Origin of the sequence: Gordonia sp. Z-3, assembly GCF_036233855.1 — a bacterium.
GTDB classification, from domain to species: Bacteria; Actinomycetota; Actinomycetes; order Mycobacteriales; family Mycobacteriaceae; genus Gordonia; species Gordonia tangerina.
On sequence record NZ_JAZARS010000005.1, the window covers coordinates 35404 to 61568 of the forward strand.

General features: G+C 68.3%; 28 protein-coding genes. 20 read left to right on the top strand and 8 right to left on the bottom strand.

Going from position 1 to position 26165, the window contains the following annotated elements:
- Positions 1–60 precede the first annotated feature (60 nt).
- From VX037_RS06890 to VX037_RS06920, 7 genes are read left to right on the top strand one after another with little or no spacing between them, the layout of a single operon-like run.
- On the top strand, positions 61–552 hold the full coding sequence (locus tag VX037_RS06890) for an Asp23/Gls24 family envelope stress response protein (RefSeq protein WP_235722409.1): 492 nt from the start codon (positions 61–63) through the stop codon (positions 550–552).
- A complete protein-coding gene (locus VX037_RS06895; RefSeq protein WP_235722410.1) occupies positions 549–869 on the top strand; it encodes a hypothetical protein in 321 nt (106 codons plus the stop codon). The genes VX037_RS06890 and VX037_RS06895 overlap by 4 nt, the downstream gene beginning before the upstream one ends.
- A gap of 17 nt (positions 870–886) precedes the next feature.
- Positions 887–1069 (top strand): DUF2273 domain-containing protein, encoded by a 183-nt coding sequence (locus tag VX037_RS06900; protein ID WP_235722411.1) that lies wholly within the window; start codon positions 887–889, stop codon positions 1067–1069.
- Positions 1062–1565, top strand: a complete 504-nt coding sequence (locus VX037_RS06905) for an Asp23/Gls24 family envelope stress response protein (protein ID WP_235722412.1) — start codon at positions 1062–1064, stop codon at positions 1563–1565. Before VX037_RS06900 ends, VX037_RS06905 begins: the two co-directional genes overlap by 8 nt.
- Positions 1562–2164, top strand: coding sequence for a DUF6286 domain-containing protein (locus tag VX037_RS06910; protein WP_235722413.1), 603 nt, complete (start codon positions 1562–1564; stop codon positions 2162–2164). The genes VX037_RS06905 and VX037_RS06910 overlap by 4 nt, the downstream gene beginning before the upstream one ends.
- The gene (locus VX037_RS06915; RefSeq protein WP_235722414.1) at positions 2161–2718 is read left to right on the top strand and encodes an alkaline shock response membrane anchor protein AmaP; all 558 of its coding nucleotides are present in this window, start codon (positions 2161–2163) and stop codon (positions 2716–2718) included. Before VX037_RS06910 ends, VX037_RS06915 begins: the two co-directional genes overlap by 4 nt.
- A 28-nt stretch (positions 2719–2746) precedes the next feature.
- Positions 2747–4099, top strand: a complete 1353-nt coding sequence (locus VX037_RS06920) for a WS/DGAT domain-containing protein (RefSeq protein ID WP_235722415.1) — start codon at positions 2747–2749, stop codon at positions 4097–4099.
- Here the strand turns inward: VX037_RS06920 and VX037_RS06925 are convergent.
- Together VX037_RS06925 and VX037_RS06930 are read right to left on the bottom strand one after the other, a co-directional pair.
- The gene (locus VX037_RS06925; RefSeq protein WP_235722416.1) at positions 4066–4989 is read right to left on the bottom strand and encodes a hypothetical protein; all 924 of its coding nucleotides are present in this window, start codon (positions 4987–4989) and stop codon (positions 4066–4068) included. The two genes, VX037_RS06920 and VX037_RS06925, sit on opposite strands and share 34 nt — an antisense overlap.
- Positions 4990–5053: 64 nt before the next feature.
- Positions 5054–5620, bottom strand: a complete 567-nt coding sequence (locus VX037_RS06930) for an HhH-GPD-type base excision DNA repair protein (RefSeq protein ID WP_235722417.1) — start codon at positions 5618–5620, stop codon at positions 5054–5056.
- A gap of 34 nt (positions 5621–5654) precedes the next feature.
- Between VX037_RS06930 and VX037_RS06935 the strand changes: the two genes are divergently transcribed.
- Both VX037_RS06935 and VX037_RS06940 read left to right on the top strand, forming a co-directional pair.
- Positions 5655–6197: a hypothetical protein gene (locus VX037_RS06935; RefSeq protein WP_235722418.1), complete on the top strand. Its 543-nt coding sequence runs from the start codon at positions 5655–5657 to the stop codon at positions 6195–6197.
- Between the two features lie 121 nt (positions 6198–6318).
- Positions 6319–7839, top strand: coding sequence for a sugar porter family MFS transporter (locus tag VX037_RS06940; protein WP_235722419.1), 1521 nt, complete (start codon positions 6319–6321; stop codon positions 7837–7839).
- On the opposite strand, the gene VX037_RS06945 is transcribed toward VX037_RS06940, so the two are convergent.
- From VX037_RS06945 to VX037_RS06960, 4 genes are all read right to left on the bottom strand, one after another.
- Positions 7840–8547: a lysoplasmalogenase family protein gene (locus VX037_RS06945; RefSeq protein WP_372474966.1), complete on the bottom strand. Its 708-nt coding sequence runs from the start codon at positions 8545–8547 to the stop codon at positions 7840–7842.
- On the bottom strand, positions 8544–9743 hold the full coding sequence (locus VX037_RS06950; protein WP_235722421.1) for a lipase family protein: 1200 nt from the start codon (positions 9741–9743) through the stop codon (positions 8544–8546). The genes VX037_RS06945 and VX037_RS06950 overlap by 4 nt, the downstream gene beginning before the upstream one ends.
- Positions 9744–9792: 49 nt before the next feature.
- The gene (locus VX037_RS06955; RefSeq protein WP_372474967.1) at positions 9793–10629 is read right to left on the bottom strand and encodes a hypothetical protein; all 837 of its coding nucleotides are present in this window, start codon (positions 10627–10629) and stop codon (positions 9793–9795) included.
- 299 nt (positions 10630–10928) lie between these two features.
- Entirely contained in the window at positions 10929–11705 is a 777-nt protein-coding gene (locus tag VX037_RS06960) for an Rv1157c family protein (RefSeq protein WP_328713726.1), read from the bottom strand.
- 382 nt (positions 11706–12087) lie between these two features.
- On the opposite strand from VX037_RS06960, the gene VX037_RS06965 reads away from it, so the two are divergent.
- The 4 genes from VX037_RS06965 to VX037_RS06980 are packed head-to-tail and all read left to right on the top strand — an operon-like array spanning position 12088 to position 16140.
- Positions 12088–13104 carry a thiamine ABC transporter substrate-binding protein gene (locus VX037_RS06965; protein WP_235722425.1) on the top strand — a complete coding sequence of 339 codons (1017 nt, stop codon included), beginning with the start codon at positions 12088–12090 and terminating at the stop codon, positions 13102–13104.
- Entirely contained in the window at positions 13080–14705 is a 1626-nt protein-coding gene (locus tag VX037_RS06970; protein WP_328713834.1) for an ABC transporter permease, read from the top strand. The genes VX037_RS06965 and VX037_RS06970 overlap by 25 nt, the downstream gene beginning before the upstream one ends.
- A 17-nt stretch (positions 14706–14722) precedes the next feature.
- A complete protein-coding gene (locus VX037_RS06975; protein ID WP_328713728.1) occupies positions 14723–15739 on the top strand; it encodes an ABC transporter ATP-binding protein in 1017 nt (338 codons plus the stop codon).
- Complete coding sequence (locus VX037_RS06980; RefSeq protein ID WP_266061784.1) at positions 15736–16140, top strand: (deoxy)nucleoside triphosphate pyrophosphohydrolase; 405 nt, start codon at positions 15736–15738, stop codon at positions 16138–16140. Before VX037_RS06975 ends, VX037_RS06980 begins: the two co-directional genes overlap by 4 nt.
- A 23-nt stretch (positions 16141–16163) precedes the next feature.
- Here VX037_RS06980 and VX037_RS06985 read toward each other — a convergent pair whose 3' ends face one another.
- Together VX037_RS06985 and VX037_RS06990 are read right to left on the bottom strand one after the other, a co-directional pair.
- Entirely contained in the window at positions 16164–16601 is a 438-nt protein-coding gene (locus VX037_RS06985) for a VOC family protein (RefSeq protein WP_266061783.1), read from the bottom strand.
- A gap of 113 nt (positions 16602–16714) precedes the next feature.
- Entirely contained in the window at positions 16715–16891 is a 177-nt protein-coding gene (locus VX037_RS06990; RefSeq protein WP_235722432.1) for a hypothetical protein, read from the bottom strand.
- Positions 16892–17030: 139 nt separating this feature from the next.
- Here VX037_RS06990 and typA point away from each other — a divergent pair, with 139 nt between their 5' ends.
- The 7 genes from typA to cofG all read left to right on the top strand — a co-directional run bounded on the left by typA (position 17031) and on the right by cofG (position 26115).
- Positions 17031–18941: a translational GTPase TypA gene (gene typA, locus VX037_RS06995; protein ID WP_235722433.1), complete on the top strand. Its 1911-nt coding sequence runs from the start codon at positions 17031–17033 to the stop codon at positions 18939–18941.
- A gap of 44 nt (positions 18942–18985) precedes the next feature.
- Positions 18986–20917 carry an ABC transporter family substrate-binding protein gene (locus VX037_RS07000; RefSeq protein ID WP_442903647.1) on the top strand — a complete coding sequence of 644 codons (1932 nt, stop codon included), beginning with the start codon at positions 18986–18988 and terminating at the stop codon, positions 20915–20917.
- Positions 20914–21810: an N-acetyl-1-D-myo-inositol-2-amino-2-deoxy-alpha-D-glucopyranoside deacetylase gene (gene mshB, locus VX037_RS07005; protein WP_328713730.1), complete on the top strand. Its 897-nt coding sequence runs from the start codon at positions 20914–20916 to the stop codon at positions 21808–21810. The genes VX037_RS07000 and mshB overlap by 4 nt, the downstream gene beginning before the upstream one ends.
- Positions 21810–22184 carry a facilitated glucose transporter gene (locus VX037_RS07010; RefSeq protein WP_287016698.1) on the top strand — a complete coding sequence of 125 codons (375 nt, stop codon included), beginning with the start codon at positions 21810–21812 and terminating at the stop codon, positions 22182–22184. The genes mshB and VX037_RS07010 overlap by 1 nt, the downstream gene beginning before the upstream one ends.
- Positions 22185–22250: 66 nt before the next feature.
- Positions 22251–23372, top strand: coding sequence for an FO synthase (locus VX037_RS07015; protein WP_287016699.1), 1122 nt, complete (start codon positions 22251–22253; stop codon positions 23370–23372).
- Positions 23369–24874 carry a flavin-containing monooxygenase gene (locus VX037_RS07020; RefSeq protein WP_287016700.1) on the top strand — a complete coding sequence of 502 codons (1506 nt, stop codon included), beginning with the start codon at positions 23369–23371 and terminating at the stop codon, positions 24872–24874. The genes VX037_RS07015 and VX037_RS07020 overlap by 4 nt, the downstream gene beginning before the upstream one ends.
- Entirely contained in the window at positions 24871–26115 is a 1245-nt protein-coding gene (cofG, locus tag VX037_RS07025) for a 7,8-didemethyl-8-hydroxy-5-deazariboflavin synthase CofG (protein WP_287016701.1), read from the top strand. The genes VX037_RS07020 and cofG overlap by 4 nt, the downstream gene beginning before the upstream one ends.
- Positions 26116–26165: the final 50 nt, after the last annotated feature.

Genomic DNA, 26165 nt, shown 5'->3' on the forward strand with positions numbered 1-26165 from the left:
CCGGGTACGCAGGTCGCGCACCGAAGAACGTGGTGGCCCCCGGAGAACGAAGGAGTTCGCATGTCCGACACGACCAGCCGCACCCAGTCCGCCACCATCGAGCGGGAGCGGCCGTCGGCCGCGACCGGCGGTGTCGGCACCAGCCTGGTGCACAAGGACCCGGCCGGCGATCGCGGGAGGACATCGATCTCCGACATCGTCGTGGCGAAAATCGCGGGTATCGCCACCCGCGAGATCGACGGCGTCCAAGATGTCGGCGGCGCTGCTGAGCGGGTGGTCGGCCGGGTCCGGGAAGCTTTGCCGGGCGCGACCACCAGCACCACTCAGGGGATTGCCGTGGAGGTGGGGGAACGGCAGGCAGCCGTCGACGTGTCGATCGTGGCCGACTACGGCGTGGCGATCCACCAGCTGGCCGCCGCCATTCGGCGCAACGTCATCACCGCCATCGAGCAGATGACCGGACTCGAGGTGACCGAGGTGAACGTCACGGTGCACGACATCCGCTTCGAGGACGACGACGAGGGCGTCGACGAGACCCCGCGCGTCCAGTGAGCACGGGGGACGCGCAGGCGACAACCGCGGCCGGTGTGGTGGATGCCGTGACCGCCGTGCCCGGGGTCACCGGATTGTACGGCGGGGTCTTCGGCGAGATCGCCACCTATCTGCCCGGTCGGCGGGTGAACGGCGTTGTGCTGACCGATGATTCGGCAGAGGTGCATATCGTTGTCGACGCGACCCACGACCTTCGTGAGGTCGCGTCGGCGGTGCGCGAGACGGTGCACGACCTGACCGGCGTCCCCACCGTCGTGACGGTCGAGGACATCAGCGTCAGGACCGAGCCGATCGATGCAGCCGATGGTGGGTTGTGATGGGGAAGGAGAACCAGATGCCACAGAACGCGGTGGTCGGCATGATCGCCGGCCTGCTGCTGGCGATAGCGGCGATCACCGGTGGTTTCGGTGGCTTCGTGCTCGCGCTGGTGCTCGGTGCGATCGGGGTGCTGGCGGGTCTGCAGCGCGACGGAGTGATCGATGTGCGGGCCGTGGTACGGAGCCGCAACCGTGGTTGACCATGCCACCGCCCGCGGCGGTCTGGTCATCGCCGATCGCGTCGGTGAGAAGACCGCGGTCCGTGCGGCCCTCGGAGTCGACGGCGTCATCGCCCACCAGACGACGCTCGGGTCGATGCTGTCCGGCTCGACGCCGGGCCGGGCCATCGCCGGTGGCGACTACCCGCAGGTCTCGGTGGACATGTCGGCGGCGACGCCGCGGGTGCAGGTGACGATCGCGGTGCGGTGGCCGTGCCGGCTCACCGATGTGTGCCTGATGGTGCGCGATGCGGTGACCCGCGATCTCGATCGGCTGACCGGACATCGACCGTCACGAGTGGACGTCTCCGTCGCGGCGGTGGTGAACGCCGCCGACATCGCCGCCACCGGTGACCCTCGTCGCGGCTACACCGAGCTGCCTCCGGTGCCTCCGGCGCCGAGGGAACCCGACCCGGCCCTCGACGATGCGGACGCAGACGCAAGGCCCGATGCCGAACGTCAGGAGGTACAGCGGTGACGACGCAGATGTCGGTTCCCGGCGAGCACAACCGCACGACCGCGGCCAAGACCGCCGACACTCACGACGCGAAGGTGTTCGCGCCGGCCGCGAATCCCACCGCGGTGGTGCCCGGTGTCCTGATCGGCGTCGCAATGCTCAGCCTCGCCGTGGTCGCCGTGCGCGACCTGCTCGTGGCGGCCGGCTGGATCTCCGGGCCCGGTTGGTTGACCACGGCCGCACTGTGGGTGGCCGACATCGACTGGTGGGACTGGATGTGGCCGGCGGCGGTCGCGTCGATCATCGTAGGCGGCGTGTTGCTCTGGCTCGCCGTGCGGCCCCGTCGGCGCACCCATCTGAGCGTCGCCGAGCACGAAGTGTTGTGGACCCGACGCGGTGATGTCGCACGGCGCTGCAGTGCTGCGGTCTCCGCGCTCGGCGGTGTGTCGCATGCGACGACCGTGGTGGGCCGTCGCACCGTGAAAGTGTCGGTCACGGTGCACGATTCGGTGGACCGATCGGTCATCGACCAGGTCGTGGGCGAGGTGTTGTCGACCATCGCCGCGCCGCTGCGTCGCAAGGTCAGAATCGTGAGCGCGCGCGGAGGTGATGAACGATGAACCGAAGGCCGGCGGTGTGGCACCGGCTCACAGTGGCGGTGATCGGTGCGCTGCTCGTAGCCGTCGGTGCGGGTGCGTTGCTGTGGCGAGCCGAGGTTGGTCCCGTACGGGACTGGATCGACCGGATCGATGCGGGATGGGCGGCGCGGACCGCCGAGACCGCCTGGTGGCCGGCGATCCTGGGCGCGGTGGCCATCGTCGCCGCACTGTGGGGTCTGCGGCTGCTCACGGCCACGGTCCGCCCCGGAAAGGTCGACGACCTCGTCCTCGACGGCAGCAATCGCTCCGGGGTGCTCACGGTGCCACCGAAACTGGTCGCGACCGCGGTCGGCGCCCAACTCGCCGCGAATCCGCTTCTCGACGGGGCGAAGGCCACGGCGACCGACGACCGCGGCCGAAAGATAATCCGGCTCACGGTCACGGCGCAACCGACGCGTTCCTATGACGAACTCGCCGGCGTCGTGGGCGATGCGGTGGACGAGATCCGCGACGCCCTCGAGGGTGCGCAGGTCCACGTGCAGGCCTTCATCCATCTGGAACCACACTCGAAGTGATCGGCGGCGGCCGTGAAGCTGCACGCCGATGAGCTACCGTGCGGGCATGCAGCGGATGGCACCGGCCGACGCTCGGACCTACTGGATGTCCGAGGCGATCCCCAACGATCAGTTCCTGGTGTATTCCTTTGCCGACCAGGGTGTCCCGCTCGACCGGTGGGCCGACGAGCTGCGCCGGCGATCGCGTGATGTGGCGGATCTGACCCGGCGCGTGCGCGATGTTCCGGCGGTACTGGATCGCCCGTTGTGGGTGACCTGCGGCGTGGACGACTCCCAGGTGCGACTCCATCGCGACGTCACGTCCTGGCCGGAGTGTCTGGACCGGATCGCGACCCTGATGTCGGCTCAACTGTCACCGACGAGGCATGCCTGGCGTGCCCACCTCTTGGGGCCGGTGACCACGCCGCGTGGGCGCGGTGTGGTGGTGGTCCTGCAGATCTGTCACGCGCTCGGCGATGGCAGACGTGCGGCCGACATCGCGCGAAAGTTGTTCGCTCCCGATGTTTTTCGTCCGAACGCGACGAGCCATACCGACGGTATGCCGCCTGCGGTCGCCGCCGGGGCGGCCGCCGCGATCGGTGGTGTGCTGCTGCCTGTGCGACTCGGCCGGATGATCTGGCGTGGCGGGTGCGCCTACCGGGCGGCTCGTCGTCGCCGGCCTACCGGGACGGCCGGATACCCGCCGACCGTGCTGAACCGTCCACCCGGCGACCGACGGAGCCTGCGGGTGATCGTTGTCGATCGGGATGCACTCCCGCGTGAGCACACCGTCACCGTCGGTGCCCTGACGGTGATCTCGATCGCCCTCGCGCGTCATCTCGGGATGCCCCGAGGTGGCATCGGGGCCGAACTGACCGTCGGCCGCAGCCGGCCGACGGCTGCGCGCAACAACTTCCGCAACGTCGGTGTCGACCTGCACCTCGAGATCGCGGACCCCGTCCGACGGTCGACGGCGATCGCCGCCGAGATCGCTCTCGCCCGCGACGCCGACGATGAACCCGCGCGGATCGCGCAGCGGCGCGCCGACGATGCGGTGCCGTCGATACTGACCCACTGGGGTGTCAGGCATTTCGACGTCGATCGCCGACCGGATCGGGTCACCGGGGTGACCGTGGTGTCCTCGGTCTACCGCGGCGCCGACGACCTCGCGCTCGGTGGTGGACGGGTTCAGTTCACCACCGGCTTCCCGGCACTGTCCCCGGCGCAGGGACTCACCCACGGCGTGCACGGGATCGGTGACACGGTGGCCATCTCGGTCACGACCAGTCCGGAGATCATGCCCGATGTCGACGGGTACATGGGCCTGCTCGACGAGGCGCTGACCCAGGTCGGCGGTGGCCGCGCTGGTCAGGACTCGTCGGGTTCGCCGCCGCGCGAGTAGCCGTTGCGCTCTGATCCGTCGGTGATCGCCGGATCGCCGTGTGGTGTCGAACCTCGTGAACCGCGCGTCAATCGCTTCGGCAGGCGGTCGGCCAGCCCACCGAGGGGTGCGACGGTCTGATTGAGCAGATCGACGGTCTGCGCCAACTCGTGCACGGTGTCCTGCATGGCCAGCAGGTTGGGGGCGAGCTGACCGATCACTTCAGTGAGTTCGGTGATCCGGTCCAGCGGACCATCGGGCGCGATCGCGCGTTCGACCGCGCCGTTCTCGCCGACCAGTTGATCGAGCAGGCCGCCGTCGGCGGCCATCCGGTCGAGCACCCCACCGTCGGCGGTCACTTTCTCCATCACTCCGTCCGGCGCGGTCAGCTTGTCGACGATGCCGCCCTGCGATGTCAGCCGTTCGAGGATGCCCTCGTTCTCGGTGAACTGATCGACCACACCGCCGGGCCGGGTGAGTCGGTCGAGCGGTCCGTCCTTGGCGGTCAGCCGGACCAGGATGCCGCCCTCCTCGGTCATCTGCTCCAACAGACCGCCCTTGGCGGTGAGCTTCTCGAGTAACCCATCGGGGGCGGTCAGTCGGTCGATCACACCGTCGGGGTTCAACAGTCGTTCCAGGGGGCCGCCCGCGGCGAGGATCCGTCCGAACGGCCGGTCCGGCCCGAGAAGTTCGGCGAGTTGGTTGAGCAGCGCGATCGGTGTCCGTGAGCTGCCCAGTTCATCGCCGGACATCCCCAGCGCCGTGTTGACCTCGTGCTGGACGCTGTTGGCGGTCAGTCGGGCGATGGTGACAGCGGATTCAGCGGCGGTCAGTACCACGCCGGTCACGGCAAAGCCGAGTCGGAACGGCAACTCGATGACGCCGGGCGAACCGCCGTTGTTCTCAACCATGACCCTGACATTATGTGATGTCAGGTTCTGGCGGGAGGGGGCTTGGCAGATCCGGCGCGCCGATTCAGCCCTTCTTGGCTGCGGCCTTGGCTGCCTTCTTGAAATCGCGGACCTTCTGCAGCGACACCGGATCGGTGACGTCGGCCACCGATCGGAAACCGGCCTTGCCGTAGTCACCAACGACCTTGGTCCAGCCCGTCGGTTTCACGCCGAGCTGCTTGGCCAGCAGAGCGGTGAAGATCTTCGCCTTCTGATCGCCGAAACCGGGCAGGGCGCGGATGCGGTCGAACAGGTCGGCGCCCGAGGACGCCTCGGTCCAGATGCGTTCGGTGTCTGAGCCGTATTCGTCGACGACGACCTGTGCAAGGGCCTGGACGCGACCGGCCATCGACCGGCCGTAGCGGTGGATCGCTGGTGGGGTCGCACACAGATCGGCGAAGGACTCCGGGTCGGCGGCCGCGATCGCATCGGGCTCCATGGTGCCGAACCGATCGCGGATCTTGGCCGGCCCGGCGAAGGCGCGTTCCATCGGGAACTGCTGATCGAGCAACATCCCGGTCAGCAGCGCGAAGGCGTCGGTGGACAGCAGGGCATCGGCGGCCGGGTCCTGCGCAATCTGGAGATTCGCCATGGGGTCATCGTAGTTGGCCCTAGACTCTGGCCTCATGGGGATTGTGCGCAGGGGGCCGGGCAGCAGGGGTTGTGCACAGCGTGGGCGAACCCGCCGCTTCGCTGCTGCGGTGCTCGCCGTGGCCGCGGTGGTCGGCGGGGTCATCACCAACGGAGCGGGAGCCGCGCGGGCGATTCCCGAATACACCGATCCCAATCTCGTGACCACCCTGCGCTGCGACAGCGCGAACCCGCTGCCGGGCCCGACCATCCCCATTCACGTCGATGTGTTCAACCAGATCCCGTTTCCGGCCGATGGTCTGCCCGGACCGGCGATCTCGCTGATCGCGTCGAACCGGGCACAGCCGGCGATCCTCGACTACACCATCGAGGTCCGGGTGTCCTGGCGCAACCTCGCCAGCGGCCGCAGCGGGACGGTCACCGTGCCGACCCGTGCGCGCACGGTCACCTGGCAGGTCGATCTCCACCCGGGTCCGGGGCCGGTCGCATTCACCATCCGGCAGAAGATCGGTGTGATGGCATTCGTGCCGATGGTCGGCGCGACCACGTCGACCTGCGCGGGCCGCGCCACGGCCTGAGAGAACGGATTTCGATACCAAATAGTGCGCGTAAATGCCCCGGCGCCGCGGGCTCGGACTAGTAGCCTGACAATCGCACTCCGCCTCGACGTGGCGGAATTCGATGGTGAGGACACGGCAAATGGCGCAGTCGCACAACCCCGAGGCCGCTGAGCAACATACCGCGAAGGTCATCGGTGTCACGGTCGCCGCGGCGGTCGGCGGCTTCCTGTTCGGTTTCGACAGTTCGGTCGTCAACGGAGCGGTGGAGTCCATCGAGGACACCTTCGGCATGGCCGAACTGCTGACCGGTTTCGCCGTGGCCATCGCACTGCTCGGTTGTGCCCTCGGCGCCTGGTTCGCAGGTCGGCTCGCCGACGTGTGGGGACGCAAGCGCGTCATGCTGCTGGGATCGGCGCTGTTCATCATCAACTCGATCGGTACCGCATACACCCAGACGGTTCCGGACCTGTTGCTGTGGCGCGTCCTGGGCGGCATCGGCATCGGCATCGCCTCGGTGATCGCGCCGGCCTACATCGCCGAGATCGCACCCGCGCGCTACCGCGGCGCCCTCGGATCGCTGCAGCAACTCGCGATCACACTCGGCATCTTCGCGGCGCTGCTGTCGGACACGTTGCTGCAAAACGCCGCCGGAGGCCCGGAGAACGACCTCTGGTGGGGCCTGGAGGCGTGGCGCTGGATGTTCCTCGTCGGCGTCGTCCCGGCCGCCATCTATGGCCTGCTGGCACTGATGATTCCGGAGTCCCCGCGCTACCTCGTCGGGCGGCACCGCGACGAAGAGGCCGCGCGAATCCTCCAGGAGGTGACCGGCGAGCCCAATCCGCTCGACCGGGTCAAGGAGATCCGGATAACCGTCAAACGGGAGGCGCGGACGTCGCTGAAGGACATCCGCGGTCCGTCGTTCGGTCTGCATCCGCTTCTCTGGGTGGGTATTTGGCTGGCGATCTTCCAGCAGTTCGTCGGTATCAATGCGATCTTCTACTACTCGACCACGCTGTGGCAGTCGGTCGGCTTCAGCACCGACGAGGCATTCGTGACATCGGTGATCACCGCCGCCATCAACGTCGGGATGACGTTCGTGGCGATCCTGTTCGTCGATCGCATCGGTCGCCGCAAACTGTTGCTCAGCGGCTCGATCGGTATGTTCATCGGCCTCGTCATGGCCTGTATCGCATTCACCCAGGCGTCCTATCTCGACTCCGGCACCGTGGGTGACACGACCTGTACGCCGGGCAACACCAACGCCGATTGCCTTGCCCTGCCGGACCCGTGGGGCCCGGTCGCGCTGGTCGGGGCCAACGTGTTCGTGATCTTCTTCGCCGCCACCTGGGGACCGGTCATGTGGGTGATGCTGGGTGAGATGTTCCCCAACAGCATCCGCGGAGTCGCACTCGGTGTGTGCACCGCCGCCAACTGGCTGGCCAACTTCACGATCTCGATGCTGTTCCCGGAGATGAGCAAGACCCTTGGCCTGGGGTGGATCTACGGGTTCTTCGCCTTCTGCGCAGCGGCGTCGTTCTTCTTCGTGCGGTCCAAGGTGGAGGAGACCAAGGGGATGGAGCTCGAGGACATGGACGCGGCTGCCGCATCGCGCCTGTCCCAACTCGAGGCGATCCGGTCGGCCAAGGGCGGCGGTCGCTGATCAGTCGTCGTCGTTGTCCGGCTCGGAGCCGAGGCCGGTCAACAGCAGCCACTGTGCGGCGAAATAGCTTGCGAGCACCCAGGCCTCACCGGCTGCCGCGAGGCGCGGATTGTTGATGAGGTGACGTCGGTTGATGATCGTCAGGTCCGAGGCCAGAAAGAGCAGACCCCCGGTACGCATCGCCGATCGAGACGGGCGCATACCGGCGGCGGTCGCCGACATCAGCGCCAGGGAGTTGCCGTAACCGCCGAGTATCGGCAGCAGCCGCGGACGGTGCACCGCGAGGACGGTCGCGGATTCGGCGAGGACAGCGGTGCGGGCGAGGAGCCCCCGTCCAGATGGCCGCGCGCCGCGCCGCATCATCGCTGCCGTCAGGCACAACTGCGCGCCCGCGAACAGTGAGGCACCGAGCTGCAGCCGTCGATCCTTGTCGGCCGGTTCGTCGGCGAACTCCTCGAGCAACATGGCGCGATCGCCGGCGGCGGAGAAGGCCACCGCCCCGGCGAGTAGCGCATTGTCGGTTCCCGACCGAGTGCCCGCGTGCCGAGCGACGTCGACCCCGAGAAACAGCAGGGGAAGCGGTTTGGTGAGCGCTGCCGGCCGACGACGGTGCGCTGCGCCGGCCACCGTGGCGGCGGTGGCCAGCGCCAGATAGGTGAGGGCGCGCCCGTCCGGCCGCCGAGTGCGACGCGGTTGGGAGGCCCTCACCGACCGGCCACGCGAGCGACGAACCATCGCATGTCGTTGTCGGACAACGCTTCGGACTGTTGTTGGTTGACCGCGAGATACGTGCGTGCGGTCACCCGGCGGTCGGCGTGCTGTGCGTCGTTGAGATACCGCAGCGACAGTGGCACGACGACATCCTGGTCGAACAGACTCTGCGTCATCATCACCGGCCGGGTGAATCCCTTGATCGGGATCATGTGGGTGCGGGAGACGACATCGAGCAGCTGGCCATTGCCCGACAACGGCTGGCGGAACAGCGATCCGAGGGTGGTGCCGGAGAACTCCGCGGTCAGGTCGTCGGCGCAGACCGCAGCAGCGCGATCGAGCCAGTGCCTACCGGAGTCGGTCAGGAACGCATCGAGATCGACCGATTCACGGGCGTTGCGGATCGCGCTGAGGGTGAACAGCACGGCGGACTCGACACCACTGGGCATGGTGCCGGTCTCAGGTCCGAGGCCGCCGATCAGTGTGTCGAACTCGACCGGGATGGACGACACGGCCGACCCGCGATAATCCAGCTTCGGCCCCTGCATGCGGGTGGCGGTGCGTGCGAGCTCGATGGCCGCGGCGGCGCCCTGGCCCTCACCGACCACAACCCAACGGCGACTGAGGTTCTCGGCGACATCGCGACTGGCCCGGACGGCATCGACGATGTTGCGCGAGGTGGTGTCTGTGTCGAAGTACTCCGGTGTGCCCTGCGTGCCCAATCCGGCGTAGTCCGGGGTCACCACGGCGTATCCGCGGTCGAGCCAGCGTGCGATCTGGTCGCTGTCGGCGCGGGTCGGTTGCGCTGACGGCGCACACCGGTCGGCGATGCCGCGGCTGCCGTGCGCCCACACCAGGATCGGCCAGCCGCCCCCTGGTGCTTTTCCGGCCGGCACCTCCACCGAACCGGTGGACAACCGTGGTTCCCGGTCGGTGCCGGTGCTCCAGTAGGTGAACGCGGCTCCGGAACCGGCAGTCGACGTCAGTCGGTGTTTGGGCAGGTCCCGGTTGGCGAACACCGACCCGGCGGCTCCCGCGGCCGGGGTGGCGCCGGGCGCACCCGCGGCGGTCGTCGGTGTGAGGACCGACGTCGCACCCAGCAGGAGGGCGGCGGCCGCGATGGGCAGTGCGGCGCGGGCGCTGCGAGTGGATCTCCGTCGGCGGATGGCGCGGCGGGGGTGAGGCGAGGACATGATGTGGCGGCTTCTCGTTGTCAAGGGGTGTGCTCGTCCGAAGGGCCCGTCAGGCCTCGACTATGCCCACGGCGGGTAGGAAGTAGCAGGTGCGCCCGGCATGGTCGGCGGTTCCGTAGACGGCCGACAAGACGGTGCCGTTGCCGGTCTGCACCGGTGCCAGGCGGACCCCGGACAGCAGTGGCAGCGCCTTGAGGATCGGTGCGTCGCTGATCGGCTCGAGATCGGCGAATCCGCCCTGCAGGGTGGCCACGTTGAACCAGGCGATCTGCATCTTGGCGTCGGTTGTGCCGGCCGATGCCGGGACAAAGGCATACGCGGTCTGACCGTCATCGACGAGGTTCAGCTTTGGCAGGGTGATCCCGAACAGTTCCTCGAGCGGGGTCAGGGGTTCGGATGCCAGGGGCCATGGCCCTGGGACCGCGCCGGCGCCGGCGGTGACCAGCCCCAGCGGGTTGTCGTCGGTGGGAGTGGTGCAGAACGGCGCCACCGACGGGGTGAGTGGCTGTATGCCGAGGGTGCGCAGGAGCGCCATGGGGTCGGAGTCGGCGACCGGTGTCGCGGCACCGCGGACGGCGATCTGGTCGCTGGAGAGCTGGCCGACACTGGTCATGATGGCCTGCGCGGCGTCGAGTGCCATCCGGTCGACCCCGGCATCCTTCAGCAACCGCACGGCCGCCGCGAGTTCACTGTCGAACGGGATGTCGGGCAGCGTCAGGGAATTCGGCTCTACCAGTGGCGCGGCTGCTGCGGGGGTCGCCAGAGCCGGTACACACAGTCCGGCAGCAGCTGCGACGGCAACGCCGAGCGCACCCGCTCGCAGACGGTACGGGCGACGACGGCGGCGTGTCCGCGCGCCGGCTCCCACCATGTCGCTGCCCACCATGTTCTCTCCTTCAACGATGCACGCCGCCGGGTCTCACCGGCGGTGTTACGAATGTGACAGATGTTGCTCAAGTTAAAAGAGAGCACGATTGACAGCGACGGAGCAAGTCGTGAGTCCGACCTGTGACATGGTCGCGATCATGGGGCGATCATCTGGCGGAGCGGATCGAACCCGCAGGTGGTGGACGTGTGGCGGTGATCACATGGTCCGTTGGGCACTACGACGACACCCCCGAGGACGTGAGTCCCGGGGGTGTCGAATGGTCGGGGTCGGTGACTATATGTGTCGCCGCCCGTGGGTCAGATGATGGCGAGGCCGATCGTCGGCACGATGGTGCAGCTGTTGATGCGTCCGTCGCTCTTGGTGGTGACGTCACCGTAGATCGTCGACACGATCCGACCCCTGCCGGTCTTGGCGATCCCGGTGAAGGTGCCCGGGCCGTCGGTCACATTGATCTTCGGGTTGCGCTTGAGCGGCTGCTGGCCGGTTCGGCCGTTGTCGATGTTGAGCCAGGTCACCCGCAGCTTGCGATCGGGGTTGTTGATGGCCGGGCCGGTGCCGAGACTGGTGTAGACGTAACCGGCCTCACCGCGCTTGGGCCCCGGCGCGGGCGCATCCTGCGGACCGGCGGTGACCAACGCCCGGCCCAGCGAGTTGCCGCCGTCGGGACTGCCGTTGCCCTCCATGCAGCCGAATCCCAGCGTCGGATAAAGAAATTCCTGGATCTTCGGTGCATTGGGTCCCTGTGGGATCTCGGGCTCGCCGGGTTTGCGTTCCGCGGCCAGATGTCGCTGCGCTGCCACCCGTCCCGGCTCGCCGAGGAAGTCGATCACGTCCTGCCAGATCTCTTTGACCTTCGGCGGCAGACCGGGGGCGGCCGCGAGGGCTTTGGCCTGGTCGAGAAGTTGCGGGCTGATCTTGCCGTCCGGCCCCTTGGTGGCGACAGCGCCGATGATGGCGGGGGCGAAGGCGCCGAGCGAGTCGAGGACGCGCTGATCGACCTTGGGCTGTGCGGGTGCCGGCGCGGCATCGGCGACGGCGGGTACGGCCAGCGAGGTCGCCGCGACGAGGCTCATCGCCGCAACCGTGATCCGGCGTGCCGGGCGGCCGGCGTGGCTACGGGTGCGGGAGGAGCGCGGGCTCAGGAGTGCAGGCAAACGCACTGTTTCCGGTCCAATCGGTCGTCGGTGCGGGCCGGTTGTGGCCTGCACTCCGCGGTCAGTGACGGACGACGCAGATCGCGTCGCGCGTCATTCTATGCACCCGCCGACGACGGGCACCGTCCAGGGAGCCTAACGCCAAAGAATGTGACCAATGGTGTTGTTGATGCAATTGTTACTGATGGGGTTCGCTGTGGCAACGGTCGTGTAGTCGTGGAGTTACTGGTTAGATCGAGCAGTGGCCAGACGACGAGAGAGGTGGCCGTTCATCGTGATCGGTGTCCACAGACGCAGATACGTGACCAGGGCAGTCGCCGCAGTGGCAGCGGTGCTGACCGGTGCGACCGTGGTGGCCGGATGCGCCGACGACGCGGAGCCCGGCGCCGAGGTCACGTTGCTGACACACGATTCGTTCACCCTGCCGGATTCGGTGTTCGACACCTTCCGCCAGGAGACCGGATTGACCCTGAAGGTGGTCAAATCCGGAGATGCCGGCCAGCTCGCCTCGACCGTGTCGCTGACCCCCGGATCGCCCAAAGCGGATGCGGTGTTCGGCATCGACAACACCTTTGCCTCGCGTCCGATCGAGGCGGGTGCGCTCGAGCCCTACCAGTCGCCGATGGCGGCCGGCGGCGCCGCCGATTACGCGCTGCCCGATTCCGACAACGAACTGACCGCGGTGGACCGTGGCGATGTCTGCCTCAACGTCGACGACGATTGGTATGCCTCACGCGGTGAGGAACCGCCGACGAGTCTGCGTGACCTGCGTGACCCGAAATACGCGTCGCAGGCCGCCTTGCTCGATCCCGGTACCTCGTCGCCCGGACTCGCCTTCCTGCTGACCACCATCGGGGTGTTTCCGCAGGGATGGCAGGACTACTGGAAGACGGTGACCGCAGGCGGTGCGACCGTGGTCTCCGGTTGGGAGATCGCCTACAACCAGCTGTTCTCCGCCGGTGAGGCGCAAGGCGACAAACCCATCGTGCTGTCCTACGCATCGTCGCCGGCCGCCACCCCGGGGACCTCGGCGCTCCTCGACAGCTGCTGGCGGCAGGTCGAGTACGTCGGAATCCTCAAAGGGACCGACAATCTCACCGGCGCGCGAAAACTGGTCGACTTCATGCTCTCGCCGACGGTGCAGGAGGCCCTGCCGTCATCGATGTATGTCTATCCGGTGCAGCAGGGGACACCGCTGCCCGACGGATGGGTCCAGCGGGCCCCGGTGCCGTCCTGGACTGTCAGCCTCCCACCTGCCTACGTCGCGCAGAATCGGGAGGCGTGGCTGCAGGAATGGCGCGACGCCGTCGGGCGGTGACGGGCCGGCGTCTGGGCGTGTTCGCGCTGAGGTTGGTGCCCGCGGCTTTCATCCTGGTGTTCTTCCTGTGGCCGCTCGGTGCGCTCGTGCGACGCGCGGTCGAGGTGCGTTCGGGCGAGGGTATCGGTGCCTTGCTGCGTCGCACCAACGCCGTGGACCTGTTGGGCTTCACCCTGTTTCAGGCTGCCGCGTCCACCGTGCTGGCGCTGGTGGTCGCTGCGCCGATGGTGTGGCTGATCGCCCGTATCGACATCCCCGGCTCGCTGTTGCTGACGGTCGTGGTGACGGTGCCCTTCGTGTTGCCGACGGTCGTCGTCGGGGTCGCGTTCCGGGCCTTGCTCGATGGCCCGCTGGCCTTCGCTGACATCTCGTCGGGACTCTGGCCGATCCTGCTCGCCCACGCCTTCCTGAACGTCGCGGTGATCGCACGGGTGGTCGGGGCGGCGTGGCGGTCGGTGGACCCCCGGCTCGCCCAGGTCGCCCAGACGCTCGGCGCTTCCCGGGCGCGCGCTTTCGTCGACGTGACCCTCCCACGCCTGCTCCCCGCCGTCGGCGCTGCCGCTGCGCTGGTCTTCCTGTTCTGTTCCACGAGCTTTGGGGTGATCATCATCCTGGGCAACGGGGAGATTCGCACTCTGGAGACCGAGATCTACACCCAGGCCGTCAGTTACTTCCGCATTCCGGAAGCGGTGACCCTGTCGATGCTGCAGATCGTCGTGGTGGTGGCCGCGCTGCTGCTGACCCGGCTGTTTACCGAGCCCGGCGGTTCGGGTCCCACCGCTGCGGCCGAGACCCGGGTACGGCCTCGGGGCAGGCAGTGGTTGCCGGTGTCCGCCGCTCTGGCGTGGGTCGCGGTGGTCTTGATCGCGCCGCTGGCGGTCCTGGTGGTGCGCTCGGTACGCCCCGGAGCCGACGGGACCTGGACGCTGGCCGGCTACCGCGCGCTCAACGAATCGGTCAACGGCGTCACCCCGCTGGAATCGCTGCGCTACTCGTTGGTCACGGCCGCGCTCGCGATGGTGATCGCGCTGGTGGTCGGTCTCCTCGCCGCCGTCGCGATGCATCGATCCACCGGGGCCTGGGCGGCAGCGGGGGGCGTCATTACGACCATTCCGCTCGGAATCAGCGCGGTGACACTGGGATTCGGCTATTTGATCGTGCTCGCGGCGTTGCCCCGGGAGGTGGCCGCATCGCCACTGGTCATCCCGTGCGTCCAGGCACTGATCGCCATCCCGGTGGTGGTACGGGTGGCGGTGCCCGCGCTCGAATCGGTGTCGTGGCGACTGCGGCAGGCCGCGATGACGCTCGGCGCGTCACCGCTGCGGGTGTTCTGGACCGTCGACCTGCCGATGATCGGACGGTCTCTGGGCGCGGCCGGCGGGTTCGCCTTCGTGATGGCGCTCGGGGAGTTCGGTGCGACGAGTTTCCTGGCGCGCGCCGACACCACCACGCTGCCGGTGCTGATCGGGTCCGCCCTGAACCGACCCGGCGCGGAGAACCTTGCCACCGCCATGGCAGCGTCCGTGGTACTGGTCGCCGTGACGACCCTGGCGGTGACGATCGTGGAGGCGCTGCGGCCGCGCCAGGGGGCGCTGCTCTGAGATGGTGGATCGCTGACATGCTGGAACTCGACAATGTGGCAGTGCGGTACGGATCGACCACGGTGATCGACGAACTCACCTGGTCGACGGGCACCGGCGGATCGGTGGTGACCGCACTGCTGGGTCCCTCGGGGTGTGGCAAGTCCACGCTCATCCGGGCCATCGCCGGACTGGAGCCCCTGACAACGGGGCGGATCATGTTCGATGGCCAGGACCTGGCCGACACTCCGGCGCATCGGCGTGACTTCGGGGTGGTGTTCCAGGACGGGCAGCTCTTCGGCGGGCGCAGTGTGGCCGCCAACATCGCCTACGGGTTGCGGATGCGTCGATGGCCCCGTCCAGCAATCCGGGTGCGAGTCGAGGAGATGCTCGAACTGGTCCGTCTCAGCGGGTTCGGGGAGCGTCGCGTGGAGGAGCTCTCCGGGGGCCAGGCGCAACGTGTCGCGCTGGCCCGGGCGCTGGCACCCCGCCCGCGGCTGTTGTTGCTCGACGAGCCACTCGCCGCGCTCGACCGGTTGCTGCGTGACCGGTTGGCCACCGAGATCAGAGACATCGTCACGACCACCGCGACCCCGACGATCGTGGTCACCCACGATCACACCGAGGCCGCGCTGATGGCCGACTCGATCTCGGTGATGCGCAGTGGCGCGTTGGTGCAGACCGCCGCGCCGGCTGAGCTGTGGCTGAGCCCGAAGGACGAGTGGACGGCCCGGTTCCTCGGCGTGACCACCGTGCTGGCCGCCGAGGTCACCGACGGACGAGCGGTGACCTCGCTGGGGGAGGCCACCCTCGATCTCCCGGACGGACACGCGTCGTTGGGGCTACGGCCCGAGTCCGTGCGTGCCGTAGGTGTCGTCGGGGAGAGCCCGTCGTCCGGCGTAGTCGCGGCCGTAGCCGATCTGCCGGCCGGTCGCCGGCTGCGGGTGCAGGTGGGCCACATCGAACTCGATGCCATCACCTCGGATCGACTCGGCGTGGGCGACCGGGCCGCCCTCGAGCTGGTCGAAGAGCGGGTCGCGGTGATCGGCGGATGACCGGACACCGGATCGTGGTGGCCGGGGCGGTCCTGGACCGTGATCGATTACTGCTGGCGCAGCGGCGCTATCCACCCGACCTGGCGGGCCTCTGGGAGCTACCGGGCGGCAAGGTCGAGGCGGGGGAGAGCCCCGCGGACGCGCTGCGTCGAGAACTGCGTGAGGAGCTCGGGGTGACGATCGCGGTGGGCGCGGCGCTGCGCGAATCGGTCGCCTTGACCCGCGATCTCACGCTGGTCGCCCTGCGGGCGCGCATCGAGTGCGGCACCCCGCACCCCGCCGAACACGAGGCGCTGCGTTGGGTGGATGCGCCGGGCCTGCGACTGATGCACGACTCGGGTCGACTGGTACCCGCCGACAACGTGTGGGTGCCCGAACTGCTCGGCGACCTCGGCGGGTGAGATGACATCCATGCGGGCCAGGCTCACCCGCGGTTCAGCTCCTCGGCCAGCATCACGATGATGCCGCTGGGCCCCCGCACGTAAGTGAGCCGATAGCTGTCCCCATAGGTCCCCACGCCGCGCAGCGGGTGGCACCCGTGGCGAGCGGCGATCTGCAGTGCTTCGTCGAGGTCATCGACCGAGAACGCGACGCGGTGCATACCGATCTCGTTCGGACGCGTGGGTGCGGTCTCGATCGCGTCGGGGTGGATGTATTCGAAGAGTTCGAGACGCCCCAGGCCGTCGGGTGTCTGCAACATGGCGATCTTGGCGTGGTTGCCGTCGAGGCCGACGGCCGTGTCGGTCCATTCGCCGCTTACCGTGTCGCGACCGAGTACCTCGAGTCCGAGGTCGGTGAAGAATGCGATGGCCGCGTCGAGGTCACGTACGGCGATGGCGACGTTCTCGAGTTTGATGCCCATGCCCGGATCCTACGAGCGTCACCAGCTCGTCCCTGAAGAGCGAGCTTGCGAGCGTCTCCCGTTTGTCCCCGAGGAGCGAGCTTGCGAGCGACACGAAGGGCCCTCGCACACCCTCAGGCCGCGCGCGCCCGCTTAAGGGCCTTGGTGAGCTGCTTCTTCGTCATCTGCGCACCGTCGAGTTTGCGCATCCGATGGACCACCACCGGGCACCGTACGCACCTGGTGGACTTGCGGCAGCATTTCTTCTTCGGCTTCAGTTCGGCGATGTCCGCCGGGTGGACCTTGCCCATGCGCCGGACATTAGCATGCCCTAACTTATCGGCCGACCCGGAGATGTGATCGCGATCTCAGCTTGTCGCCCGATACCCTGTACGCGTTGACTTGTCCACCGGTGATCGACCGGTCCCCATCGCAGTGAAAGAGAGCTCAGTGAGCGCTGTCCACAACTTCCGCAACGTCGCGATCGTCGCGCACGTCGACCACGGCAAGACCACGCTGGTCGACGCGATGCTGCGCCAGTCGGGGGTCTTCGGCGAGCGCGCCGAACTCGTCGACCGCGTGATGGACTCGGGTGACCTCGAACGCGAGAAGGGCATCACCATTCTCGCGAAGAACACCGCGGTCCATCGTCGCCAGCCCGACGGCACCGAGGTCGTCATCAACGTCATCGACACGCCCGGCCACGCCGACTTCGGTGGCGAGGTCGAACGCGGCCTGTCGATGGTCGATGGTGTGGTGCTGCTCGTCGATGCCTCCGAGGGTCCGCTGCCGCAGACCCGGTTCGTGATGCGCAAGGCACTCGCCGCATCGCTGCCGGTGATCCTGGTGGTGAACAAGACCGACCGCCCGGACGCGCGCATCCAGGAGGTCGTCGACGAGAGTCAGGATCTGCTGCTCGACCTCGCCTCCGACCTGGACGACGAGGCCGCTGCCGCGGCCGAGCTCGCACTCGAGCTCCCCGTGCTCTATGCCTCCGGCCGCGCCGGCGTCGCCAGCACCGAGCAGCCCGCCGACGGCGAGGTGCCGTCGGGGGAGAATCTCGACCCGTTCTTCGATGTGCTCCTCGAGCACGTTCCCGCGCCCAAGGGCGACCCCGATGCGCCGTTGCAGGCGCATGTGACCAACCTCGACGCGTCGGCGTTCCTCGGTCGCCTGGCCCTGGTCCGTATCCACAACGGCACCCTGCGCAAGGGCCAGCAGATCTCGTGGTGTCGTGAAGTGGACGGGGAGCCGGTCGTCGAGAAGGCGAAGATCACGGAGCTGCTGGCCACCGTCGGCGTGGACCGCGCCCCGGCCGAATCGGCCGTGGCCGGTGACATCGTCGCGGTGGCCGGTATGCCGGAGATCATGATCGGTGACACCCTCGCCGACCTCGACAACCCGGAGCCGCTACCGCGGATCACCGTCGACGAGCCGGCGATCTCGGTGACCATCGGCACCAACTCCTCGCCGCTCGCCGGCCGGGTGTCGGGCCACAAACTGACCGCCCGGATGGTGAAGTCGCGCCTGGACTCCGAACTCGTGGGCAACGTGTCGCTGCGGGTGCTCGACATCGGCCGTCCCGACGCCTGGGAGGTCCAGGGCCGCGGCGAGCTTGCACTGGCCATCCTGGTCGAGCAGATGCGACGCGAGGGCTTCGAACTCACCGTTGGCAAACCTCAGGTGGTGACCCGCAAGGTCGACGGCAAGGTGCAGGAGCCGTTCGAGCACCTGACCGTCGACGTCCCCGAGGAGTACCTCGGTGCGGTCACCCAATTGCTTGCCGCCCGCAAGGGCCGCATGGAGCACATGAACAATCACGGCACCGGCTGGGTCCGGATGGAGTTCATCGTGCCCTCGCGAGGCCTGATCGGGTTCCGCACCGACTTCCTCACCGAGACCCGGGGAACCGGCATCGCCAACGCCGTGTTCGACGGATACGACGCGTGGGCCGGCGAGATCCGCGCACGCCACACCGGATCGCTGGTCAGTGACCGCACCGGCAGCGTCACCCCGTTCGCGATGATCCAGCTCGCCGACCGCGGCACCTTCTTCGTCGAGCCGGGTGCCGACACCTACGAGGGCATGGTCGTCGGGATCAATCCGCGTGCCGAGGATCTCGACATCAATGTCACGCGCGAGAAGAAGCTGACCAACATGCGCCAGTCGTCGGCCGACGTGATGGAGACCCTCGCCAAGCCGATGCAACTCGACCTCGAGGGCGCGATGGAGTTCTGCGCCGCCGATGAGTGTGTCGAGGTGACGCCCGAGGTCGTGCGGGTGCGTAAGGTGCATCTCGACTCCTCGACGCGCGCCCGCGAGCGCTCGCGGGCGAAGTCGCGTGACCAGGCGGCCGGATAGCCGGCGCGTGTGCGCCCGGCGTCGATTCGCGCCGTGACGAGCTTGTGGGGGTGTTGTCGGTGAGTCGTTGGCAGGCGGGAGCGGGCCGCGTGAGACAGTCGGTCTCCGGTGGACGCAGGGTCCGGCTGCTGGCACTACTCGGCGCTCTCGCGCTGCTGGCGACGGCGTGTATGTCCAACCCGCCGCCGCCGGTGCGAGAAACCGCTCCACCGCCCACTCCGACCGAGTATCCGACCGAGAAGACGGTCTATGTCGCGACCGATTCGGTCGGTGGCGGCTTCAACCCGCACATCGGTGCCGATCAGGGCACTGTCACCACCGCGGTCGCGGCGATGACCCTGCCGAGCGCATTCCGGCCGGTCGCAACGCCGGAGGGAGTGGTGTGGCAACGCCAGGAGGCGTTGATCACCTCGGCCGAGGTCACCTCACGTGACCCGTTCACCGTGACCTATCAGATCCACACCGATGCCCAGTGGTCGGACGGGCTGCCGGTCACCGGTGACGATTTCTCGTATCTCTGGCAACAGATGTCGCGCCAGCCCAATGTGGTGGCGCCCGCGGGATACCGGCTCATCGACTCCGTGCAGTCGCGCGCAGGCGGTAAAGAGGTGCAGGTGACCTTCGCCCAGCCCTATCCGGCGTGGCGGCAATTGTTCACCGATCTGCTGCCCAGTCACGTGTTGCGGGGTGCTCCGGCCGGTTTCCAGACCGGTATGGACAGCGGGAAACCGGTGTCGGCGGGCCCGTTTGCGATCGTCTCCATCGACCAGACCCGCGACGAGGTGCGGTTGGCTCGCAACGACCGATACTGGATGGAACCGCCCAGTCTCGATCAGGTGGTGCTGCGACGTGCCGGCACCGCATCGCAGATGGTCGAGTCGGTGCGGACGGGCGACTCGGCGATCGCCGCGGTGCGGACCAGCCCGGCGACCACCGCCGAACTGTCGGCCGTCCCCGGTCTGATGACCCGCCGCAGCCCCACGTCGCGGGCTCTGTCGATCAGCGTCAACGCCCGCACCTCGACGATGCGTGCACTACCGATACGGCGTGCTGTGCTGGGAATGATCGACCCGGATCTGGTGACCCTGGCCGGTGCCGGGGACGACATCGTCACGCCGTTCGCCAACACCGTTTTCGCACCCACCGATCCCGGATACTTCCCGGTGGATAGTGTCCGGCCGACGGCCGATGAGATCGCCGGTCTGCTCGCCGACGAGGGTTACCAACGGGCAGCGCCCGACGAGGAAACCACTAATCCTTCCGGTGCTCCGTCGGCCTCGATGGGTGCGTCGAGCGCGCCCGCATCGGCCGCCGAGTCGGGTTCCGAGGGCTCCAGCGCGTCCGACGGTGGCAACGAGGTGGAGCCGCTACCGGCCGGAATCGCCCCATACCGCAAGGACGGCGACGACCTGGTGATCCGGGTGGGCGCCATCAGCGGGGATCCACGATCCACCTCGGCGGCGGCCAACATCGTCGACCAGTTGCGCGGCCAAGGCGTCCGGGCAACGGTGCTCGCGCTGCCCAACAGTGAGCTCTACGGTGTCGCGCTGACCAACGCGCGTGTCGATCTCGTGGTGGGCTGGCAGGGCCTCGGCGTGCCGGCCGCGGCATCGCTGGCCTCCCAGGTCGACTGCGATCAACCCAAGCCGGGGACCGCGCCGTCACTGTCGACGCCGCCTACCCCCGCCAGTGTGTCCCCGGGTCGCGAGGGCGCGGCCGACGACAGCTATGCGAGTAATGTCTCCGGGATCTGCGATCCGCAGCTCATCGGTCTGGCCCGCGAAGCGCTGTCCGCGCCGAACCCGATCCCACTGCTCACCGAGGCCGAGCCGTTGCTCGCCGCACAGTCGGTTTATGTGCCGCTGTATCAGGACAGCATGTTCGTCGGCCTCACCGACCAGGTCGTCGGGGTTCCGCTCTCCGGACCGATCCAGGTCGCCATCTTCGGCGACACGGTCGCCTGGGAGCAACGATGACCACCGACACCTCGCGGCGTTTGTTGCTGCTGCACGCGCATCCCGACGACGAGACGATCATGACCGGCGGCACCATCGCCCGTTACCTCGCCGAGGGCGTCGACGTGCGCGTGCTGACCTTCACCCTCGGTGAAGAGGGCGAGGTCATCGGCGACGAATGGGCGCAGCTGGCCGCCGACGGTGGAGCCGATCAACTGGGCGGATACCGAATTGCGGAACTGAGCAGCGCGCTGGCCGCGCTGAGTCCGGCTGGGCGACCGGCGCTGCGGCCGAGATTTCTCGGCGGAGCGGGGCATTGGCGGGACTCCGGCATGGCCGGCGCACCGTCTGCGCAGCATCCGCGCGCGTTGGTCCGGGCCGGGTTCGACGATCTCGTCGACACCCTCGTCGACGAGATCGTGTCGTTTGCACCGCAGGTCGTCGTCACCTACGACAACGCGGGCACCTACGGCCACCCCGACCACAAACTGGTCCACGCGTCGACCGTGGCGGCCCTGCCACGGGTGCATGCTCGGATGGCCGGCGGGTCGCTGCCCGAGCCGGTGAAGGTCTACGAGTCGATCACCGAACGCTCCGCGCTGCGTTCCGGGTTGTTGGCGGCGGCAGGCCGGGTGCCGGACGGCTGGCGACTACCGGCAGCCGACGAGTTGCCCAGCCACCCCGACCACACCATCACCACCGAGATCGACGTCGGCGACGTCGTCGATCGCAAGGTTGCCGGACTGCGCGCACATGCGACTCAGGTGACCGTGGCGCCGTCCGGATCCGAATACGCGCTGTCCAACAACATCTTGCAGCCCGTCTTCGACCGGGAGCACTTCGTGCTGATCTCCGCGCGCCACCGGCCCGAGCCGGGGCGACGGGAGACCGACCTGTTCGCCGGGATCGACTGATGCGTCCCGTCGACCGCGCATTGCTGGCCTTGCTGGTGGTGAACGGCTTCGTCGTCGGTGTGTTGTCGGTGGCGTTCGTCTACCTGCGTTTCGGCGGCATCGCGATCCCGGTGGCGGCGGTGCTCGCCGGGATCGTCAACGCGGTGCTGCTCTGGCTGGCTGCGGCCATCACCGACGGACCGTTGCGTTTCCTCCCGCTGCTGGCCTGGTTGCTGGTGCTGGTCGCCGGCGCGCTGCCCGGCCCGGGCGGCGATCTCGTGCTGGTGCCGGACGGAACGTTGATGCTGCCCACCCTCGGTCTGCTCGCCATTGGCGCAGGCGTGCCCTTCCTGCTTGCCTGGACCCGGCGGTTGCCCGCTCCCGACGACCGCTGAGCAGCGCCGGTCCCGGGCCCGTCGGGGCGTCGAGGCCGGTTCGCCGGGTGCGGTTAGAGTGAGGGAATGGTCCTGCGGGAGTGGGCTCGGGACGCGCACGCCACTGTGCAGGCCGTCCGGGCAGCTGTGCGTCACGTCGCCGACGATCCGTCGTCGCTCGGCGACGACGAGTGGCTGGCGTTGCTCGGTGCCTCCGGCGCCGAACTCGACGAGCTCTGTGCGCTGGCCGACGACGCCCGCCGGACGATCACCGGAGACGAGCTCACCTTCGTCGTCAACCGCAACCTCGACACCTCGGTCGTCGGCTCGGGTCGGCCCGACGTTCCCGATGTCAGCGATCTGGTCGTCGAGGCATGGGAATTGGGTGCCACCGAGATTTGCCTGCAGGGACCGTTGCCTGCCGACGCTCCCACCGACGGGTACCTGCGCCTGGTCGACACCATTCACGCGGCGGCCCCGCAAATGCATTTGCACGCCTTCCGCCCGCCCGAGGTGCGCGACGCCGCCATCCGGATGGGGGTGTCGGTGACCGAGTTCCTGCGCCGTGCACACGCGGCCGGACTCGGCTCCGTGCCCGGCACCGCCGCCCAGATTCTCGACGACGACGTCCGAGCGCATCTTGCCGGTGGCGCCGCCCCACCTGTGGCCGAGTGGGTGTCGACCATCGAGGCGGCCCACCAGGTGGGAATGTTCTCGACGGCGACGATGCTGTACGGACACGTGGAGACCGCGCAGCATCAGCTCGACCATCTGCGTGCGCTGTGCGAGATGCAACGCCGCACGCGAGGGTTCAGTGAGCTCATCCTGATGCCACTGCTGCCCGAGAACGCCCCACCGCATCTGCGGGAGGTGGCCACGACGCCGGTCACCCGGCGCGAGACCCGAGCCGTGCATGCGGTGGCCCGGCTGCTCACCCTGGGCACCTTCGACCACATTCAGGTCGCCTGGACCAAACATGACGCCGACACCACCGAGGTGTTGCTGGGAGGCGGAGCCGACGACATCGGGGGCCTGCTCATCGACGGCGACCTGATGCCGGACGCCGGCCAGGAGGCCGGACGGGTACTGGGCGTCGACGCGATCGCCGACCTCGGCGCACGGCTGGGACGCAATCCTCGCCAGCGAACCACCGGCTATGCGGATCCGCCGGCGCAGCGATTGACACCGATACCCCAGGTTCGTCGGTGAGCAGGACGTCTACTGCCGAGCCGCTCGTGATCGACGTGGCCATCGTCGGTGCCGGATTCGCCGGCATCGGCATGGCCACGCAATTGGCGCGGCGCGGACGAGACTCGTTCGTCGTCCTCGAACGGGCCGGTGGCGTGGGCGGCACCTGGCGGGACAACACCTATCCCGGCATCGCCTGCGACATCCCGGCACATCTGTACTCCTTCTCCTTCCGGCCTCCGTGGGACTGGGCGACGCTGTATCCGCAGGGTGCCGAGATCCGCCGCTATCTCGAACAAACGGTTGTCGACGAGGGGCTGACACCGCACATCCGGCTCGGCTGTGAACTCCGCGACGCGCGATGGTCGGACGCCGAATCTCGTTGGGAGATCGAGACCAGCGCGGGTGCCGTGTGCGCGCGGGTGTTGGTGATGGCCGTCGGGCGACTGTCTGAACCGCACATACCCGACATCGACGGACTCGAATCCTTTACCGGCACAGTCGTTCACACAGCGCAATGGCGTGACGACCTGCTCGCCGGAGGCGAGCGGATCGGGGTCGTGGGTACCGGTGCCTCCGCGGTTCAGGTGATTCCGCACCTCGCTGCGGACGCCGAGGAGCTCGTCGTGTTCTCCCGCACACCACCGTATGTCGTGCCGCGTGACGATCGCCGGTTCACCGCCGAGGAACGAGCCGAACTCGCGGTGCCTGAACGTGCGCAGGCAGTCCGGCAGGACATGCTCGCCGACGCCGACCGGGCCTTCCGGCAGCGCCTGGGGTTGCGGCCCGACATCGATGCCATCCGCGAGCGCGCCTCGAGTCATCTCCGCCGGCAGGTCGCCGCCCCGGGCCTGCGCGCGGCGCTGACCCCGGACTACGAGATCGGCTGCAAACGCATCCTGCTCAGCGATGATTTCTACCCGGCGCTGCAACGGTCGAATGTGGTGTTCGAACCGAGCGCGCTCGACTCGGTCGTCGAGTGCAAAGCGCGCGCGGTCAGTGGACAGACCTACGACCTCGATGTGCTGGTGATGGCCACCGGTTTCGAGGCCACCCGGCTACCTGCCGCGGTACGGGTGCGGGGCCGCCACGGGGAGGTCCTGGCCGACCACTGGTCGGCGGGCATGGTGTCATTCGCCTCCACGGCGGTCCACGGTTTCCCGAACATGTTCGTCCTCGACGGTCCAAATGCCGCCCTGGGACACAATTCGGCCATCTACATGATCGAGACGCAGTTGGATTATGTGGTGGGCGCTCTGGACCACATGGCGCGCAACGCCATCGTCGCCATCGAGGTGACCGCGGCGGCCGAAGAGGCCTACACCCGGGAGATCGACGAGCGCAGCGCCTCGACGGTGTGGTTGACCGGATGCAACAGTTGGTACGTGGATCCCAGAAGCGGTCGGCTCACCCTGTTGTGGCCCGGCACCGCGGTGTCGTTCCGCGAACGCAACGGCACCTTCGATCCGACGCCCTATGAGATCGAATCCCGACCCGTCGACGAAGGAGGTCGATACCCGTGACAGACGAGACGATCGCCGATGCACTCGACGCCGCTCGTTGCGGCGCCGACCTCGATGAGACTCAGGCCGCCGCGTTGCTCGCCTGCTCCGGTGACGACTTGATCGCACTGCAGGAGATCGCCTCGCGGCTGCGTGACGACGGCCTCGCCGGGGCCGGACGCGACCGGCGAATCACCTATTCCCGAAAGGTGTTCGTCCCTCTCACCCGGCTGTGTCGGGATCGATGCCACTATTGCACCTTCGTCACCGTCCCCGGCAAACTCGTCCGCGCCGGGCAGGGCATGTACCTCGAGATCGACGAGGTACTCGAGATCGCCCGCAACGGTGCCGCGCTCGGGTGCAAGGAAGCACTGTTCACCCTCGGTGACCGCCCGGAGGATCGCTGGTCGCAGGCGGGTGAGTGGCTCGCCGCGCGGGGGTATGACTCCACCCTCGACTATGTCCGGGCGGCAGCGGTTGCCGTATTGCAGGAGACGGGTCTGCTCCCGCACCTGAACCCGGGGGTCATGAGTGCGGCCGAGATGCGGGCGCTGCGCCCGGTCGCGCCGTCGATGGGCATGATGCTCGAGACCACCTCGCGTCGGCTGTTCACCGAAAAGGGGCAGCCGCACTACGGCAGTCCGGACAAGGATCCGCGCGTGCGGCTGCAGGTATTGCACGACGCAGGGGCCGAACGCGTCCCGTTCACCACCGGCATCCTGGTCGGGATCGGGGAAACCCTCTCCGAGCGCGCCGAATCCATCATCGCGATCCGCGACATCCACCGGGCGCACGGACACATCCAGGAGGTCATCGTGCAGAACTTCCGCGCGAAGCCGGATACGGCGATGCGCGGCACCCCGGATGCCGAGATGACCGAATTCCTGGCGGCGGTGGCGGTGGCCCGTGTGGTGCTCGGACCGCAGATGCGAGTGCAGGCGCCGCCGAATCTGGTGTCGGCGCGGGAGTGTGCGGCGTTGATCGCCTCCGGTGTCGACGACTGGGGTGGCGTGTCACCGCTGACGCCCGATCACGTCAACCCCGAACGCCCCTGGCCCAACCTGGACGCGCTCGCGGAGATCACCGCGGAGTCGGGTTACATACTCAGCGAACGCATCACCGCGCAGCCGCCGTACGTGCTCGCCGGTTCGGAGTGGATCGATCCGGGTCTGGCCGGGCACGTCGCCGCCATCGCCGACCCGTCGACGGGTCTGGCGGCCGACGTCCACCCGCAGGGCCGTCCCTGGCCGGCCGTCGCTTGATCTCGGCCCTCCCGCCGAGAAGAACCCGGCATCCCGCCGAGGAGAAGCGG